Below are 17,620 nucleotides of genomic sequence, written 5' to 3' on the forward strand. Positions count from 1 at the left end.
ATACCTTTGTCTCATAATATCATTTTCATCAATATGAATTCAAAGAATAAATGGCTAATGGCATTAGCCGGAATGACTTTACAATTATCAATTGGGTCTATCTACGCTTACAGTGTGTGGATTAAACCTATCGGATCTTTAAACGGCTGGGATGCCCATCAGTTAAAGTTCGCTTTTAGTCTTGCAATTTGCTTTTTAGGACTTACCGCAGCCTTTATGGGTAGCTTTGTGAATAAGGTAGGACCGAAAAAAGCAGGAATAATCGGAGCTCTATTTTTTGGTACAGGGCTAGCAGTTGCCGGTTATGCAAATAGTATCGGCTCATTACCTCTTTTTTACTTATCTTACGGAGTGATAAGTGGTATTGGATTAGGCTTTGGCTATATCACACCGGTTTCGGTTGTGATTAAGTGGTTTCCTGATAAACCGGGATTCGCTTCAGGATTGGTAATTATGTCGTTTGCTGTCGGATCAGTGATTGCATCTCAGATTATCAATCCTATATCTACTAGTATAGGTGTACCCAATACTTTTTACACTTTAGCAATGACGTATTTCTTTTTCATGGTGATTGCATCTTTGTATTTGGAAAATCCAGCATTACCAACAAGGGTCGAATTGGAAGATCCAACAATACCAACAGCTGTGGTCGATTATCATAGTGGTGGTTCTTCCGTACCAGCGTTTATTTTATTAAAAGATGTCCGGTTTTATGGTTTGTGGTTTATGTTATTTTTGAATACCACATGCGGAATTGCATTGATAGCAGTAGCGGCTCCAATGGCTAAAGACATCATTCATATCAGTGAAGCAGCGGCCATTGTGTTTGTCGGTTTCATCGGTTTATTCAATGGTTTAGGCAGGTTAATATGGTCCAGCGTATCCGATAAAATGGGTAGATGGAATACCTTTATGAGCTTCTTTGTTATAGGAACTATTTGCTTTCTTATACTCAGCCAGACTCCTGGAGCAACCGTATTTTATATTGCAGTACTCGTAATTATCAGTTGTTATGGTGGGGCTTTTTCTACAATTCCAGCATTTATTAAAGATATTTATGGATCAGATAAAATGGGTTCAGTGCTTGGATATGTATTGATTGCATGGTCGGCAGCTGCCTTTGTAGGCCCTTGGTTAATTACTTTAAGTGATGATTATACCCGGATCTTCTATCTGTTTGCAGGTATTTTATTCACAACTTGTATCATGTCAATTGTTTTGAAAAATAAGATGGTGTCAAGGGATGACGAAGAAACAATTTGCGATACTGACAATAAAAACACTATATTGTTTGAAAATTAAGCAAAATATTACTCACTTATTTATGAATATAGAATCATATTAATATGTGACCCGTATCATATTTATAAGTTGAAACATTAGTTAAATTTGTTGTATCTAATAAGAACAACAGTAATTTTAAAAAATTATGAAAACAGATGTCACAGCAATTCCATTTGAACAAGGAGAATGGAACTCAACATTAAACGTGTACAGTTTTGTTGTAAAAAACATTACTCCGTACACCGGAAATTCTTCCTTCCTATCCGGTCCTTCTGCAAAAACCATCAATGTATGGAATGCAACTAAGGAAGCACTTGCAATTGAAAGAGCTAACAATGGGGTTCTGGGAATAGACACAGAAGTAATTTCTAACATCACAGCCTTCAGGCCAGGATATATTAAAAAAGAAGATGAAGTAATTGTTGGTCTTCAAACTGACGTATTACTTAAAAGAGCATTGAAACCGTTTGGTGGTATCAAATTGGTTGAGTCTGCAGCAAGAGAACACGGAGTTGAAGTTTCAGACAGAATCAAGGATATCTTCAATTATGCAAAGAGTCACAATGAAGGTGTATTTAACGCATACGATCCTGAAATTCGCGCATACCGTTCAAAACACGTATTAACAGGCTTACCTGATAATTACGCACGTGGACGTATCATTGGTGACTTCCGCCGTTTGGCCTTATATGGTGTAGATGCGTTAATCGCTTTCAAGAAAGCCGATTTCAAACAGGTTAGTGGAGAAATGACAGAACATAAAGTTCGGTTACGTGAAGAAATAAACTCTCAGATCGCTGCATTAAAGGATATCGTTTTAATGGCTGCTGAATATGGTTTAGATCTTTCTAAACCAGCAACTACTGGATTAGAAGCTGTTCAATGGGTATATTTCGGTTATCTTGCTGCTGTAAAGGAACAAGATGGTGCTGCAATGTCATTAGGTAATGTATCTTCATTCCTTGATATTTACATTGAAAGAGATTTAAAGAGCGGTTTAATTACTGAAGAAGAAGCTCAGGAAATGATAGATCAGTTTGTGATGAAACTAAGAATAGTTCGTCATTTACGTCCAAATTCTTATGATGAAATCTTCGGTGGAGATCCAACATGGGTTACTGAATCTTTAGGTGGTCAGTTAAACGACGGACGTACTAAGGTAACTAAGAACTCTTTCCGTTTCTTACAAACATTATACAACTTAGGATCATCTCCAGAACCAAATATAACTATCTTATGGTCTGAAGAATTACCAGAAGACTTTAAGAGGTTCTGTGCACAGGTATCTATCGATACTTCATCAATTCAATATGAAAATGATGACTTGATGCGTCCTAATAGAGGTTCTGATGATTATGGTATTGCATGTTGTGTATCTTACCAGGAAATTGGTAAAGCAATTCAACACTTTGGAGCAAGAGCAAATCTTCCTAAGGCATTATTAATCTCTTTGAACGCAGGTAGAGAAGAACATGAAGGAACTGTAATGGTTAAGGGAATTCCTGAATTACCAGAAGGACCTTTAGATTATGATTTAGTATTGGATGTATTCAAGAGAACTTTAAGTGATCTTGCCCGTGTATATTCAAAAGCAATGTTTATCATTCACTACATGCATGATAAATACTACTACGAAAGAGCACAGATGTCATTAATTGATTCTGATCCCCGTGTAGATATCGCTTATGGTGCTGCTGGTATTTCTATTATTGCCGATTCATTAGCTGCAATTAAGTATGCTAAGGTTACTCCAGTAAGAAATGAAAAAGGCTTAACAGTTGATTTTAAGATTGAAGGAGAATATCCACAATATGGTAATGATGATGACCGTCCAGATACTATTGCTCAGGAAATCACTCATTTCTTTATCAATGAATTGCGTAAACATGAGACTTACAAAAACTCAACACCTACACTTTCATTGTTAACCATTACATCAAATGTAATGTACGGAACATACACTGGTGCTACTCCTGATGGACGTAAATCTGGCGAACCATTTGCTCCAGGTGCAAATCCAATGCATGGACGTGATAGCAGTGGTGCTATTGCATCATTAAACTCTGTAGCTAAGCTTAGATATACAGATGCTCAGGATGGTATTTCAAATACCTTCTCTATGATTCCAAAATCATTGGGAGATAATAAGGAAGAACAAACTACAAACTTGGTGAACACTATTGAAGGATACTTCAAACATATGGCTCATCACTTAAATGTGAATGTTTTAAACCGTGAAACTTTGATGGATGCTTACAATCATCCAGAACAATATCCACAGTTAACCATTCGTGTTTCTGGATACGCTGTAAACTTTGTTCGTTTATCTCGTGCACATCAATTAGAGGTTATTTCTCGTACATTCCACGAAAGAATGTAAGTAATAATCAGTTTAAATATTGAAAGGGTCAGGTATTTTTACGCCTGACCCTTTTTTTTCATTTATTTTTCACATCTTACAACATGTTGTATTTACCCTTACAGGATATCGAAGCTTCAAAATTGAATATTGATGATCCTGAACATCTCCGCATCCACTCTCTTGAAACATTTGGAACACATGATGGTCCGGGAATACGGATGGTTATATTCGTTCAGGGCTGCCAGTTCCGCTGCCTGTATTGTCAGAATCCGGATACGCTTGATGTAAAAGCTGGAGAACTGATTGCCATTGATGAACTGGTACAAAGGGCTGTGAGGCAAAAAGCTTACTTCGGTAAATTTGGGGGAGTAACGGTATCAGGTGGTGAACCGCTTTTACAAAGAAGTAAACTCTCAACATTATTTCAGCGCCTGCATAAGGAAGGAATTAATACCTGTCTGGATACAAATGGACGGCTGAATGATGCGCTGGTACATGAATTACTGGTACATACCGACGTGGTGATGCTGGATGTGAAACACATCAATGATGAGATCCACCATAAGCTGACTGGGTTGACTAATAAAAATACGCTGGCATTGGCTGATTACTGCGAATCGATTGGAAAGAGATTGTGGCTGCGCTATGTTCTGGTTCCGGGATGGACCGATCAGGAAGAATATATTGAAGAATGGGGACAGCGTTTTACTAATTTTAAGACGGTAGAACGGGTAGAAATTATTCCATTCCATCAGCTTGGTTTGCATAAATGGGAGTTATTAAAAATGGAATATCCTTTGAAAGATACGCCCACTCCTACGGAGGAAAGTAAGCAGAAAACGCTCGCTATTTTTAATAAGTACTTTGATAATGTGATATTAAAATAGGGTTTCTTTGCAGAGGAGTATTTACTTGGTATATTGATTACACCTTGCCATTCATTTGTGGGGGTTTACTCTTATCAGGGAAGAAAGTTGCGTCTTCAAGCGCTTCCCTTACAGATTGACTCGTCCTCATGCCTTTGCTATCGAAAATAGAAAGTACCCTTTATTGGATACTGTTTGATATTTTTTAATATCTCGGCAATAAAGGGATTTAGCTCATTATAAAAACGGTCATACTTCTTGGACCATGTGCCCCAAGAACCAGGGATTGTTCAATATCAGCTGTTTTAGATGGCCCGGCAATGAATGCACCAAAACCTGTATTACTATTACCTAAAACCTGATAAGCTTCGTGCATATTAGAAACAATATCTTTTTTATATACAACCAAAGCAAGGTGCTGACAAATAAAGGGCAGCACACGTTGCATCATATTGAGTTCAGGTACCCATAAGGACCCATTCTCGGCAACACCTAGCTGTGCTTTAAGAACAGCAAGTTCAGTATCTTCCAGAAGATGTGGGTTGATGACTTTGATATCTGTCTCAGCTATGGCAGCTAATTCTTCAAAGGATGAAATAATGCGTGCTGGTGCGGGAAACTGTTTCATTATTACTTCTTTGATCTGATCAAAGGTAATGACTTCAAAAATCTTGCTACCAATAGCAGTTGCAAGCGTCTTGAATTTTTCAACTGGATCAGCCTCTACAGATATAGGGCCCGCAAGAGAGGGCAATACGCTTAACTCCGGTTGATTTTCTCTTAACGCTGCTAATATTGAATTCCTGCTCGACATTTTTTAAAGTATTATATATTGAATAATTCTAATTTAAGAAATAAATAAAATTTATCTCTCCAAATGATCTAACGAAGTATAGTTTGAATCCTGGTAATTGAGGAAACAATTTAGACCTTTTCTTAATGTATCATCTAACGAAGTATATTTTATATTCCTATTAATTCAGGAAAGAAATTAGATCTTTTCCCTGCTATTAATTAAGGTTTTTTTCTATTTTTTGAATACCATTCTCTAAAAGACTCCTTTGGAGGTTCTGGCATCTCTCGTTCTTTGTACCAGGGGTTTAACTTATTACTTACCATGGAAGGGAAGTTTTTCATAAACCAACGTCCTGATTTCCCAGCTACCTCAAATACGGTAGGATTAGCAAAGGTAAAAGCCATGGCTTTCATGCTTATAGCTTTAACGGGACTCACATAACCATCCTTCACCAATACCTGACGCCATTTATAGAGCTGCTCATGGATATCAATTTTCACAGGGCATACATTGGAGCAAGAACCGCATAATGTAGAGGCAAATGGAAGATCTGCGTAATCTTTCATGTCCAGGTTGGGTGCTAGGATCGCTCCTATCGGTCCGCTAATAGCGGTATGGTAACTGTGACCGCCACTACGGCGATATACAGGACAGGTATTCATACAAGATCCGCAACGGATACATTTCAACGAATTACGAAAGTCTGCGCGCCCTAACTGACGGCTTCGTCCATTATCTACCAGGATAATGTGCATCTCCTGGCCTTCGCGTGGTTTCATGAAATGACTGGAGTAAGTTGTAATAGGCTGTCCGGTTGCACTTCGTGTGAGCAGGCGTAAAAAGACACCCAGGTGTTGACGTTCAGGGATAATCTTTTCTATACCCATAGAGGCAATATGCACCTCAGATAGATGGGCACCCATGTCCGCATTACCTTCATTGGTACAAACAACAAATTCCCCTGTTTCAGCTACTGCAAAATTAACTCCTGTAAGTGCTACTTTACGGGTCATGAAAGTTTCACGTAAATGTTGACGTGCCGCTTCAGTAAGTACCTGAGGATCGGATTCACCAGCTGCTGTACCTAAGAACTCATGAAATAAGTCGCCTATTTCTTCCTTCTTTTTATGGATACAAGGCAGCACAATATGACTTGGCGCTTCATTGGCAAGCTGAACAATGCGCTCCCCTAAATCAGAATCAATTACTTCAATTCCATTGCCAGTGAGGAAATCATTTAAATGACATTCCTCGGTCAGCATCGATTTACTCTTCACCATGCGATCTACCTGATGTTTTTTCAAGATAGATAACACGATGTCATTATGCTCCGCAGCGTTGGCAGCCCAATGGACTTTAACACCGTTTGCTTGTGCATTTAATTCAAATTGCTCCAGGTAAACACTAAGATTGGAAAGTACATTATTCTTAATCTGTGATCCTGTTTCCCTCAACCACTCCCATTCAGGAATGGTATGAACAGCCTTATCGCGTTTCTCTCTGATGAACCATAGCGTTTCATCATGCCAATCCACACGGGGTTCATCCTTATTAAATTCTTCAGATAGTTCAGCGTGATCCTTCATATTCCATTTAAAATCTCTGCGATATGCACAACTTTAACATTACTTTTTTGCCTATGCAGTATACCTTCCATATGCATAAGACAGGATAAATCGGCACTTGTAATATACTCGGCACCATGTTTAATATGATCGGCAACACGATCTTTGCCCATTTTAGAGGAAACCGCTTCTTCAGCCACGCAAAAGGTGCCGCCGAAACCACAGCATTCATCTGTACGATCGAGATCTACCAGTTCCAACCCATCAACCATACTTAATAGCTGATTGGGCTTAGAGAATGCCGGAGCAACTAGTTCTGTCATCTGGGATAGATGAAGGCCCCTCAGTCCATGACAGCTCTGATGAACACCTACCCGGTAAGGAAACTTCGCATTCAGCTTTTTAACCTGTAAGATGTCAGTTAAAACTCAACTAATTCATATACCTTTTTACGTAAGCCTTTTGCAGATTCAGGGTGTTTATCTGAATGCAGATGTTCTTTCAAATGCAAAGTACAACTGCCGGAGGGAACAACGACGTAATCGAACTCTTCAAAGAGCTCAGTAAATAAATCGTCACATCCTCCAGTGAGATGCGAAAACCCTGAATTGGCCATTGGCTGACCGCAACAAGTCTGCTTTTTAGGATACACGACATCCACGCCCAATTTCTCCAGCAACTGTAATGTTGCAATGGCTGCATTGGGGTAGAATTGATCTACGTAACAAGGAATGAATAATCCTACGGTCATAATACGAGTTCTGAGGCTGAATAAAAATTTAAATCAATAATATTGGTAGCTAAAGATTTACTGTTCCAATGTTTATGTATAGCCAGCGCTGCTCCGATCGAGGTAGCCTGAGCTACGGATGCGGCAAAAACTTCCATTTCAGGAAAAGCTGATGCCAGCAATTGCATATATATCGGGTTTTTACTAAACCCTCCGTCTACAAAAATACGTTTCACATTTGTGCCTTCAAGTACCAGTTTACTGGCCTGAGTTTGCATATCATCAAATCAATAATCAATTGATGATATGCATCTTCGGCAGAAACAAAGGTCTTCAAATCTCTGGACTCAAATCCTGAAGCTAAAAGATCTCCTGATTGTGTCGTGATATGAACATCTTGCTGTTGTTTATGTAGGCGATTTAAGCTCTCCATATTGTATTTTAATTTCTTATAAAAGTCTGCTGGTTTATTAAAGTGCTAAGATATCTTTTTTGTTTGTTGTTCATGTTCGTTTCCAGCAAAAAGCCTTGAGGCCTTAACGGGATTACCCTTATAACTGATATAACACAAACAATCTTTTTTTAATTCATCCTCTGTGAGTGGCAATTGGTTGAAAGGATTCAGACTTACACACCATGTGCCTGTAGAAAGCAGCATAAAGGGTTCCTGAAAACTGGCAAGAAAAGGAATTAACGCAGCAGAACTGTCATGTAATCCAATGCCTGCATAACGGATTTTCCATTTTTCAGGCAGGGCTGCATAAACTTTCTGTAAACTTTCTAATGTATTTTCGAATGCTCTTTTAAAGCTTAGCTGTCCGGGGAAACAAGATCCATCAGCCAACCATACAGTTAGTGATTCAGAACCCAGATCAACACCGTACTTGATCGCTTCAATATTATGCTCAATGGCCTGACGGCGAACTGCTTTATCCACATGTTGCATAGAGTCAAACTTATAGCTCTTTTTCTGACCGGGTTGATCTTGAAAAGTATTGGAATTCATGGCGTCGAAACGCCGGCCATGTTGAGCAGCAAGCACTTTGGTAGCCTGAATATTTTCGGGGATATCCCAGGGACTATGAAGTGAGATAGCACCACTTGATTGATTTAACTGCTGAAGTACGCCAATATCTTCAATCTTTTCTTCCAGACTTCTTGGTTCGCCACCTCCTGAGAAACGCGCGAAACGTGTTCCTCCTGTACCAAGAGCCCAACTTGGAATAGCAATTCGAAACTTCATCAGCTTCGCTATGATATTCTCTGTACCCTCGAGATCCTGAGATAAAAATTCAGATTTTCTTTGGTGCAATTGAGCCAATTTACTATTGTGTTCCTCAATCTGATACCTCTCAATTTTCATATACTATGGTTTTAAAGAGGGCTTCAGCATACATATAAATGAATGAACCAACTGAAGCCCTTAATATATTTGGTTTTTATCTCACAAATGCCATTGCAACACCCCCATCAACATTAAGCACGTTCCCTGTTGACTTGTTTAATAAACCACCTACCAGTACAAAACATGCGTTAGCAATGTCGTCAGGTAAAATGATTTTATTAAGCAGTGTACGTTTAGCATAATACGCTGGTAATTCGGCAACTGTAACACCGTATGCTTTCGCACGGCCTTCAGCCCATCCGCTTTCCCAGATTTTACTATCAGAAATAACAGCATCAGGATTAACGACGTTAACACGGATACCATCACCTCCTAATTCAGCAGCATTTAATCTGCTAAGGTGTAACTGTGCTGCTTTAGCAGATCCATAACCGGCATTGTTCGGTCCGGATACCAACGCATTTTTACTTACTATATTGATTACATCGCCACCTAAAGCTTGCTTACGCATTACTTCAAGTCCTTTTTGAGTAACCAGGAACTGACCTTTAACCAATACATCATATAAAATGTCCCAATCTTTTTCAGTATGATCTTCAATAGGTTTTGAAATGGATAATCCAGCACAATTTACGATAATATCTACACCTCCAAAAGCTAAAGCAGCCTCATTATAGGCATTTACTATTTTTTCTGAATCGGTTACATCTAATAATACCGCAGCAAAAGCATCTTTACCAAACTGGGTATTAAATTCTGTTCTTGCCGATTCTAATCTGTTTGAATCATTATCATTAATTACCACTACACCGCCTTCATCAATAAAGCGTTTTGCAGTTGCCTTTCCGATACCTCCCGCACTACCAGTGATCAAAGCGATACGACCGGATAGAGGTTTTGGTTTAGGCTGTCGGGAAAGCTTTGCTTCCTCCAATAACCAATATTCAATATCAAATGCTTCCTGACGGGGCAAAGAGGTATATTCTGATACCGCTTCAGCACCTTTCATCACATTTATAGCATTGGTATAAAACTCAGCCGCTACACGAGCAGTTTGTTTATCCTTAGAAAAAGTAAACATTCCTACACCCGGATATAAAACTACTACCGGATTAGAATCGCGGATAGCAGGACTATTTTCATGTTTACAGTTATCGTAATATGCCTTATACATATGACGGTAAGCTTCAAATGCCGGAGTCAACTTTTCTTTTAAATCGTCTATATCAGCAAGATTGGCATTCGCTTCCAGTTCTAATACAAGAGGGCTGATTTTGGTACGAAGAAAATGATCAGGACAGCTTGTTCCCATAGGGGCTAAGCGATCTAAATCCTTTGAGTTAATAAACTCAAGTACGCGTGCATCATCGGTAAAGTGACCGATCATATGGCGTTCGCTTGAACAGAATCCTCTTAAAACAGGGGCAATTGCTGCGGCTTGTCTTTTACGGCCATTAGCGTCAAGGCTTTCAATATGCTGTCCACCAAATACAGGACCCTTTTTACCGTAATTCTGGTCCAAATATTCAGCTGAAGCTTCAATAATTTCAAGACTATTGATATAACAGTCGTATGCGGTATCTCCCCAGGTAAATAATCCATGAGAACCTAACATGATTCCACGGATACCCGGGTTTTCTGCCAGACATTGTTTTAACTGTAATCCCAGATCAAAACCTGGTTTCTGCCAATCAACCCAACCAATAGTTCCTTTAAATAACTCTTGTGTGATTTTCCTACCATCTTTTGCTGCTGCAATTGAAATAGCCGCATCTGGATGAAGATGATCAATATGTTTAAAAGGGAGGAATCCATGCAGAGGAGTGTCGATAGAAGGGGCCTTCGACTTTAAGTCAAAGATACAATGATTGAACAATTCAACCATTTCATCTTCCTGTTCAATTCCTTTGTATACGTTTTCAAGACTTCTTAAACGATCTACATAAAGGCCGGCAAGTCCGCTACGTTTTAAAGTACCGATGTCACCACCAGATCCTTTAATCCACATCACTTCGGTTTTACCACCTGTTATTGGATCTTTTTCAATTGTCTTGCAAGAGGTATTACCCCCTCCATAATTAGTTAGTCGCAGGTCTGCACCAAGCAAATTTGACCTGTAAATGAGTAATGCTACTTCATCGCCTGCGAGCTTTGCCGCTACACTATCTTCCCATAGATAGTTGACGTGTTTAAATTCTTTTACGATAGACATATGTATTTTTTATTTAATTTATTTTAAGGAGTTCCCATGCCCCACTACCAATACTGATATTACAATTACCAAAATTCCAGAAAGCACCGTAGCATATGTTTTCTTACTTACAAACTTCCATTCTTTTAACACAATACTCCAAACATTGGCAACCAAAATAATGAATGCCATGTGTAAAATCCAAGAACTTGGTCCTTTACCTAATCTACTTTCACCCATTCCGTAAAAGAAGAACTGAAGAAACCAGGTTAATCCAACCAAGGCAGAGCATATTATATTACGAAGAATAGGCGTATTTTTATTGGTATAATCTCCAAAATTCTTATTCCTCGCATTTAATATCATACACCAAATAAAGTTAGTTGTTAATCCACCTCAAAGTATAACAACATAGGTTACATTATTCTGAAACAGGAATTCACCCTGACCAGGATTAGCACTTTCCAAATTTCATTAGCCGCTTCGGCCATTGGCTTTCCAGCTTCTAATGCGAAATTAAAACAGGCACTTAATACCCCCGAAATAATGGCTACTGTAAGGCAAGTCCTATATTTAGGGTTAAAAAATTAGTTTAGCTAAAACTAACTATAACGGACAGTACATCTGTCATGCACTGTCATGTAGAAAATACACTTTTCTTTTCAATACAGTACATGAACTAATAACTATGAGTCAAATTCAGAATACCGATTGATTGAAATTTCCTGCATGCTTGCTCCAATACAGAACTGTTGTGATAAATTTAGAACTAGTAGTATCCTATAGAAATTTTTTGCGCTACTGTCTAAATCCAGTTAATGCACATTGCTTGAATTTAAGCAAAGGCGAATATCTATAGTATAAACCGAAACTTCTAGTTTATTTCTTCCTCCACGCTTCCGCAAGAGCTCATTTGATCGCCATAGTAGGGGTTTTTGATAGTTGATTCGCTTGCCAACCAGTAGCCTCCCTCTCCATTGTTTGCCATAGGGCAAAATTGCTTATATACAATTCCGGATGAGAGTTTCGATGCTTTAATAATCTTCTCAACCTCTGCACTTAGAGGAGTTAGTAAGCCACGCTGTACTTCCAAAGAAGGTGCATTTGCCATTTTATTTGAGAGGTCTATGCCTTTTGGACTAGCTACTGCAGTCAATGCTGTCTTTAGTGTCTGTGCTGCCAATTTCACCTGTCTCACATTGGCGTTAAACACTGCATTCTTTAACAGAATATAACTGCTGTAAACCTGTTTAACTTTTGAATCGCTGAATACAGGCTGAACACTCTGGATCGATTTGCTGTTACTGGTTTCTGCAGCAGGAGTACTTTGATTTGTTTTAGTATCTGAAGAACAGGCTACCAGAGTAATAAATACCATAAAAGCCAAAGACATCAGCGTTTTTACAAAATAATTTCTTTTCATGTTTGTTTATTTTATTCGATATAAATTGAAAGCATAGGAATCAGCTTAATCTTATTAGGTTTATCACCCAGTGATTGCCCCGGCAAATTAGGTTAATTCGTATTTTAGAAAGGATAAAAGAGTATCATTTTTACTTAGGAAATAAATTAGCGGTTCAAAATTTACGGATAAGCTTTAAGAACAAAAAACAGATCCATTAAAAAGCAAATTGATTGCTTAGTGACAACCAGCTTCTTATGACCACATGAAGTGTTTTCGTCTTTTTCAAAACATCCTTTGAAATCGCTAACTAATATAGAAACGGGAATTCTATATTTTAAATTGTCGGAAGAGTATATTAAGTGGTTCTTGATACCAAAGAATGGTGTAAGGTTTTACTTTAACTTCAACATGTTCGGAAGAGCCGAACCAATTATTAAACAGGGATTGAATTAAATAAAGAACAGGCATCGATTGGCTGCGTATAGGCATCTTTTCTCCAGAACTCTGCATATTAGCAGGATTGGAGATTTTCTGATTGTAACAGCAGCTCTTACTGGTTACAGAAGAAGCGGGTACATTATTCTGAGTGTGGCCTTTTGCGCTTTTTTTGTGTATTTGACACCCTTTAGATTCGGCAAAAAAATTGATCCCTTTTATTTTACCACAGCAATGGTGAACAGAAATAGTAAATCCACTAGCTGAGATAATAATTATCAGAGCCAAAATTTGAAAACCAATTCTTTTAATTAATTGCATTTGGATACAAAAATAATAATATACATTAGTTTATAGTATAATATATGCCAGTTATTTATCTTTTAAATGGTGCGAAAGCTTTGTGATATTATTAATTTATTACTTTTGATGAGAATCAAGGTATATTTTTTCAAATGAATGATGCAACCCTTTTACATGCTATTATAGAAAATGCCATTGATGGCATTATTACGATTGACAAAAAAGGGATTGTTGAATCCATTAACCCATCTGCTTGCCGACTATTTGGATATATTCCAGATGAAGTAATAGGCAATAATATATCCATGCTCATGGCGGAACCTGATCATTCCCGACATGATCAGTACCTACATCGTTACAATACAACAAGGGAGCGGCACATCATTGGGATAGGCAGAGAAGTAAAGGGGTTACGAAAAAACGGCACTCAGTTTCCCTTCCGCTTAGGTGTAAGCGAAGTGATTCTGTCAGACCGAACCATCTATACCGGTTTTGTTAATGATCTTAGCCGTGAAAAAGCAGCAGAGGAAAGGATTAAAAACCATGCCGCACAATTAGAAGAATTGGTAGAAGAGCGTACTGCGTCATTAAGAAAGACGGTTCGTGCATTACAGGAAGCGAAGGAAGAAGTGAGTTTATCTTTGGAAAAAGAAAAGGAATTAAGTCAGCTTAAAAGCAGGTTTGTTTCGATGGCTTCACATGAGTTCCGGACTCCATTGAGTTCGGTTCAACTATCAGCATCCCTGATAGAGAAATATTCGCAGCAGGAAGATCCAACCAATATTACCAAGCATGTAAATAAGATCAAAAATGCTGTAGGTAATTTAACCGCCATATTGAATGATTTCCTTTCCCTCGAAAAACTCGAGGCCGGACGAGTTGAACCGACTTACACACACTTTGACGTAGTCAAATTATCGGAAGAGATTACTGAAGAGATGCAAATGATAACTAAGCAAAACCAAAATATCATTTATGAACATACGGGACTGACCAGTATGGTTATCCTGGACCAGAATCTACTTAAAAATTGCATCATCAACTTAATTACCAATGCAATTAAATACTCCGGAGAGAACACCTTTATAGAATTTAATTCAGAAGTAACAGAAGAAGAATACATATTAACCGTTAGGGATAATGGTATTGGCATCCCCGATGCAGATCAAAAACACTTGTTTCAACCATTTTTCCGTGCTCATAATACAGGAAATATTCCAGGTACTGGATTAGGACTTAATATTGTAAGGCGCTATGCCGGTTTAATGAACGGCAAGGTTGAGTTTGAAAGTATTATAAATAAAGGAACTACATTTACTATATCTTTTTCTTCAAATAATGAAAAAAACATCCATTCTTATAATTGAGGATAATGATGATATCCGTGAAAGCACTACGGAGATTTTAGAACTAGCAAACTATACTGTATTTCATGCAAACAATGGGAAAACCGGCGTGGAATTAGCTGTTAAGCACCTGCCTGATATCATTTTATGTGATATCATGATGCCGGAGCTAGACGGATACGGAGTACTGTTTATGCTAAATAAAACACCGGAAACATCAACTATCCCCTTCATATTTTTAACAGCAAAAGCAGAAAGAATTGACATGCGAAAAGGCATGGAAATGGGCGCTGATGACTATCTTACTAAACCATTTGATGACGTTGAATTACTTAACGCCATTGAAAGCAGGCTAAATAAAAGAGATAAACAAGAAGCTTTCTATAACAAATCTTTAGAAAAACTTGACAATCTGGTTGGACGGGGCGATGGTCTTGCAGAACTGCAAAAACTTGTAGCCGATCGTAAAATCAGGACTGTAAAGAAAAAACAAGTCATCTATTATGAAGGAGATAGTCCCTCAGGCCTTTATTTAATTTTAAATGGCAAGGTAAAGACATTCAAATTAAGTAATGATGGCAGAGAGCTACTCACATCCATTTATGGGCCAGATGAGTATATTGGTGTCAATGCACTGCTTTCCAATGATGTTTATCATGAAACATCAGAAGCAGTAGAGGATACTTCCATATGCATGCTTCCAAAAGAAATGATCGATCAGCTGGTTAATCATTATCCGCAAGTAGGACGCGCCTTTATAAAAATCCTTTCAAACAATTTGAAAGAAAAGGAAGATCAGTTACTGCAACTGGCATACCATTCCGTTAGAAAAAGAATGGCTCAGGTTCTTCTCCGTCTGGCAGGAACTGACCCGGAAAAAGGTGTATTACGGATTTCCAGAGATGACCTCGCTGCGATGGCAGGAATGGCTACTGAAACAGTAAGTCGTACTTTAAGTGATTTTAAAGATGAAGGCCTGATAGAAAAAAAAGGCAGCCAGATAATCATTTTAAACGCAACAAAATTAATAAACATGAAAAACTGACCAAAGTCATTTTCTTGCCTGATTTCCCTCATTCCAAGTTACAACTCTCATTCTTATCTTTGAAATAGTATTGTCAATTTACATTATCTATTTAAGAATGAGAGCCGTAGCATACAGTATAAGGTCCTTTGAAAAGGAGCCACTGGCAAAAGCCAATCATAAGAAACACGAAATCACATTGATATCAAATGAACTTGGTATTGAAACAGCCGAATATGCTACTGGAAAAGAGGTTGTTATAATCTCTGACAAAGATAAAGTTACATTAGACGTTATAGAAAAACTTGCTGCTTTAGGAATTAAATTTATTACAAGCAGATCTTTAACCCTTGAACATATAGATGAAAAAGCTGCTGCTTTACATGATATAAAACTTGCTTCAATATCTGTATCCAATGCAGATTCAGCGACAATGGATGCTAAATCATTCTATTCTAAGATCGCTAATGACACCATTCACAATCTGGATTATTGGCAAAACACAAAATGCAACGGAGATAGTTGTACCATTTCACAGGATTGCGAAAGTCATATCATTGCAGGTGAGTTTCAGAGCCGAATAGATCAAAATCCTGCATAATGAACGTTGAAGACGATTTAATTAATAAATATCATGTTCCAGCACCCCGTTATACCAGTTATCCAACTGTTCCTTATTGGAATGCGGAATTTATGGGTAATGACGAATGGATTAAATCTGTCCGGTTTTCATTCGAAGAAAGCAACACACGCGATGGAATAAGCTTGTATGTCCACTTACCATTCTGCGAAAACCTATGTACTTATTGTGGTTGCAACACCCGTATTACTAAAAATCATACTGTTGAAGAACCTTATATTCAAACCTTACTTAAAGAATGGGATTTATATAAATCTTTATTTAAGGAGAAGCCTGTAATTAAAGAAATACATTTAGGTGGAGGTACACCTACATTTTTCAGTCCCGACAATTTAGAGCTCCTGATAAAGGGACTATTTAAAGATGCCATTATACACCAGCAAGCAGAATTTTCATTCGAAGGGCATCCTGCTAACACCACAGAGGAACATCTTAAAACATTATATAAACTTGGATTCAGAAGGGTAAGCCTGGGGATTCAGGATTTTGATCCACTGGTACAAGTTGTGATCAACCGCATGCAATCTTATGAAGACGTAAAATCAGTGACTGACCAAGCCAGGAAAATTGGCTATTTGTCGGTTAATTATGATTTAATTTATGGCCTTCCAATTCAAACACTGGAAGGTTTGGAAAAAACAATTCATAAAACGCTTTTATTAATGCCTGATAGGATTGCGTTTTATAGTTACGCTCACGTACCATGGGTTAAACCAGGACAAAGGCGTTACACAGAAAAAGATCTTCCTTCTGTTGAATTAAAGCAGAAATTATATGAGCTAGGTCGCGAAATGCTAATCAATGCAGGGTACCTGGAAATTGGCATGGATCATTTTGCATTACCTTCCGATTCCTTATATAAAGCTCAGATAGAAGGTCTTTTGCACCGAAACTTTATGGGTTATACCCATCAGTATACCCAACTGATGATTGGTCTGGGTGTGTCATCTATCAGTGATACACTTTATGCTTTCGCTCAGAATGAGAAAAAAGTAGAAGATTACAGAGCCCGTGTAGAGGCAGGACAAATACCTGTATTCAAAGGCCACCTGCTCACAAAAGAAGATTTGATCATACGTCAGCATATTCAAAACATCATGTGTAATGGCAGTACCTCCTGGCAAGATCCTAATCTTCAATGCAAGGCATTCATGGACGGATTAAAGCGTCTTAAATCGCTTGAAGAAGACGGGTTAATTACATTAGAGCCATTCAAGCTGCTTGTACTTCCTCAGGGGCAACGGTTCCTTCGTAATATATGTATGGCGCTGGATGCAAGACTATGGGCTAACCAGCCCAAAACTGTCATGTTTAGTATGGCCGGATAA

The 17,620-nt window shown here is 38.2% G+C and carries 17 protein-coding genes; 7 read left to right on the forward strand and 10 right to left on the reverse strand.

All coding sequences use genetic code 11. The features are described 5' to 3' along the window. The first annotated feature begins 33 nt into the window (after nt 1-33). The 3 genes from ADIARSV_RS07565 to pflA all read left to right on the forward strand — a co-directional run bounded on the left by ADIARSV_RS07565 (nt 34) and on the right by pflA (nt 4,533). On the forward strand, nt 34-1,302 hold the full coding sequence (locus ADIARSV_RS07565; RefSeq protein WP_152439806.1) for an L-lactate MFS transporter: 1,269 nt from the start codon (nt 34-36) through the stop codon (nt 1,300-1,302). A 127-nt stretch (nt 1,303-1,429) separates the two neighbouring features. After that, nucleotides 1,430-3,664 carry a formate C-acetyltransferase gene (gene pflB, locus ADIARSV_RS07570; RefSeq protein WP_016194860.1) on the forward strand — a complete coding sequence of 745 codons (2,235 nt, stop codon included), beginning with the start codon at nt 1,430-1,432 and terminating at the stop codon, nt 3,662-3,664. Between the two features lie 83 nt (nt 3,665-3,747). Next, nucleotides 3,748-4,533: a pyruvate formate-lyase-activating protein gene (pflA, locus tag ADIARSV_RS07575; protein ID WP_016194861.1), complete on the forward strand. Its 786-nt coding sequence runs from the start codon at nt 3,748-3,750 to the stop codon at nt 4,531-4,533. Nucleotides 4,534-4,741: 208 nt separating this feature from the next. Here pflA and ADIARSV_RS07580 read toward each other — a convergent pair whose 3' ends face one another. The 10 genes from ADIARSV_RS07580 to ADIARSV_RS07620 all read right to left on the reverse strand — a co-directional run bounded on the left by ADIARSV_RS07580 (nt 4,742) and on the right by ADIARSV_RS07620 (nt 13,300). Then, nucleotides 4,742-5,326, reverse strand: coding sequence for a LutC/YkgG family protein (locus ADIARSV_RS07580; protein WP_016194862.1), 585 nt, complete (start codon nt 5,324-5,326; stop codon nt 4,742-4,744). A 200-nt stretch (nt 5,327-5,526) separates the two neighbouring features. Beyond that, nucleotides 5,527-6,894 (reverse strand): lactate utilization protein B, encoded by a 1,368-nt coding sequence (locus ADIARSV_RS07585; protein ID WP_016194863.1) that lies wholly within the window; start codon nt 6,892-6,894, stop codon nt 5,527-5,529. Next, nucleotides 6,891-7,196 (reverse strand): (Fe-S)-binding protein, encoded by a 306-nt coding sequence (locus ADIARSV_RS22990; protein ID WP_016194864.1) that lies wholly within the window; start codon nt 7,194-7,196, stop codon nt 6,891-6,893. The genes ADIARSV_RS07585 and ADIARSV_RS22990 overlap by 4 nt, the downstream gene beginning before the upstream one ends. Before the next feature lie 98 nt (nt 7,197-7,294). Beyond that, the gene (locus tag ADIARSV_RS22995; protein ID WP_016194865.1) at nt 7,295-7,624 is read right to left on the reverse strand and encodes a (Fe-S)-binding protein; all 330 of its coding nucleotides are present in this window, start codon (nt 7,622-7,624) and stop codon (nt 7,295-7,297) included. Then, a complete protein-coding gene (locus ADIARSV_RS22115) occupies nt 7,621-7,881 on the reverse strand; it encodes an FGGY-family carbohydrate kinase (protein ID WP_016194866.1) in 261 nt (86 codons plus the stop codon). Before ADIARSV_RS22115 ends, ADIARSV_RS22995 begins: the two co-directional genes overlap by 4 nt. A gap of 200 nt (nt 7,882-8,081) precedes the next feature. Beyond that, nucleotides 8,082-8,966 carry a Rhamnulokinase RhaK in alpha-proteobacteria gene (locus ADIARSV_RS21025; RefSeq protein ID WP_016194867.1) on the reverse strand — a complete coding sequence of 295 codons (885 nt, stop codon included), beginning with the start codon at nt 8,964-8,966 and terminating at the stop codon, nt 8,082-8,084. Between the two features lie 76 nt (nt 8,967-9,042). After that, nucleotides 9,043-11,160, reverse strand: coding sequence for a bifunctional rhamnulose-1-phosphate aldolase/short-chain dehydrogenase (locus ADIARSV_RS07605; RefSeq protein WP_016194868.1), 2,118 nt, complete (start codon nt 11,158-11,160; stop codon nt 9,043-9,045). Nucleotides 11,161-11,178: 18 nt separating this feature from the next. Further along, nucleotides 11,179-11,505: an L-rhamnose/proton symporter RhaT gene (locus tag ADIARSV_RS23000; protein ID WP_016194869.1), complete on the reverse strand. Its 327-nt coding sequence runs from the start codon at nt 11,503-11,505 to the stop codon at nt 11,179-11,181. A gap of 508 nt (nt 11,506-12,013) precedes the next feature. Continuing rightward, on the reverse strand, nt 12,014-12,562 hold the full coding sequence (locus tag ADIARSV_RS07615) for a DUF3347 domain-containing protein (RefSeq protein ID WP_016194870.1): 549 nt from the start codon (nt 12,560-12,562) through the stop codon (nt 12,014-12,016). A gap of 309 nt (nt 12,563-12,871) precedes the next feature. After that, nucleotides 12,872-13,300, reverse strand: a complete 429-nt coding sequence (locus tag ADIARSV_RS07620; protein ID WP_040299434.1) for an HYC_CC_PP family protein — start codon at nt 13,298-13,300, stop codon at nt 12,872-12,874. Between the two features lie 134 nt (nt 13,301-13,434). On the opposite strand from ADIARSV_RS07620, the gene ADIARSV_RS07625 reads away from it, so the two are divergent. From ADIARSV_RS07625 to hemN, 4 genes are all read left to right on the forward strand, one after another. Next, a complete protein-coding gene (locus ADIARSV_RS07625) occupies nt 13,435-14,649 on the forward strand; it encodes a PAS domain-containing sensor histidine kinase (protein ID WP_016194871.1) in 1,215 nt (404 codons plus the stop codon). Continuing rightward, nucleotides 14,621-15,673: a response regulator gene (locus ADIARSV_RS07630; protein WP_016194872.1), complete on the forward strand. Its 1,053-nt coding sequence runs from the start codon at nt 14,621-14,623 to the stop codon at nt 15,671-15,673. The genes ADIARSV_RS07625 and ADIARSV_RS07630 overlap by 29 nt, the downstream gene beginning before the upstream one ends. Nucleotides 15,674-15,770: 97 nt before the next feature. Beyond that, nucleotides 15,771-16,253 (forward strand): Rossmann-fold NAD(P)-binding domain-containing protein, encoded by a 483-nt coding sequence (locus ADIARSV_RS07635; protein WP_016194873.1) that lies wholly within the window; start codon nt 15,771-15,773, stop codon nt 16,251-16,253. Beyond that, the gene (hemN, locus tag ADIARSV_RS07640) at nt 16,253-17,620 is read left to right on the forward strand and encodes an oxygen-independent coproporphyrinogen III oxidase (RefSeq protein ID WP_016194874.1); all 1,368 of its coding nucleotides are present in this window, start codon (nt 16,253-16,255) and stop codon (nt 17,618-17,620) included. The genes ADIARSV_RS07635 and hemN overlap by 1 nt, the downstream gene beginning before the upstream one ends.

It is taken from the genome of Arcticibacter svalbardensis MN12-7 (assembly GCF_000403135.1).
GTDB lineage: Bacteria > Bacteroidota > Bacteroidia > Sphingobacteriales > Sphingobacteriaceae > Arcticibacter > Arcticibacter svalbardensis.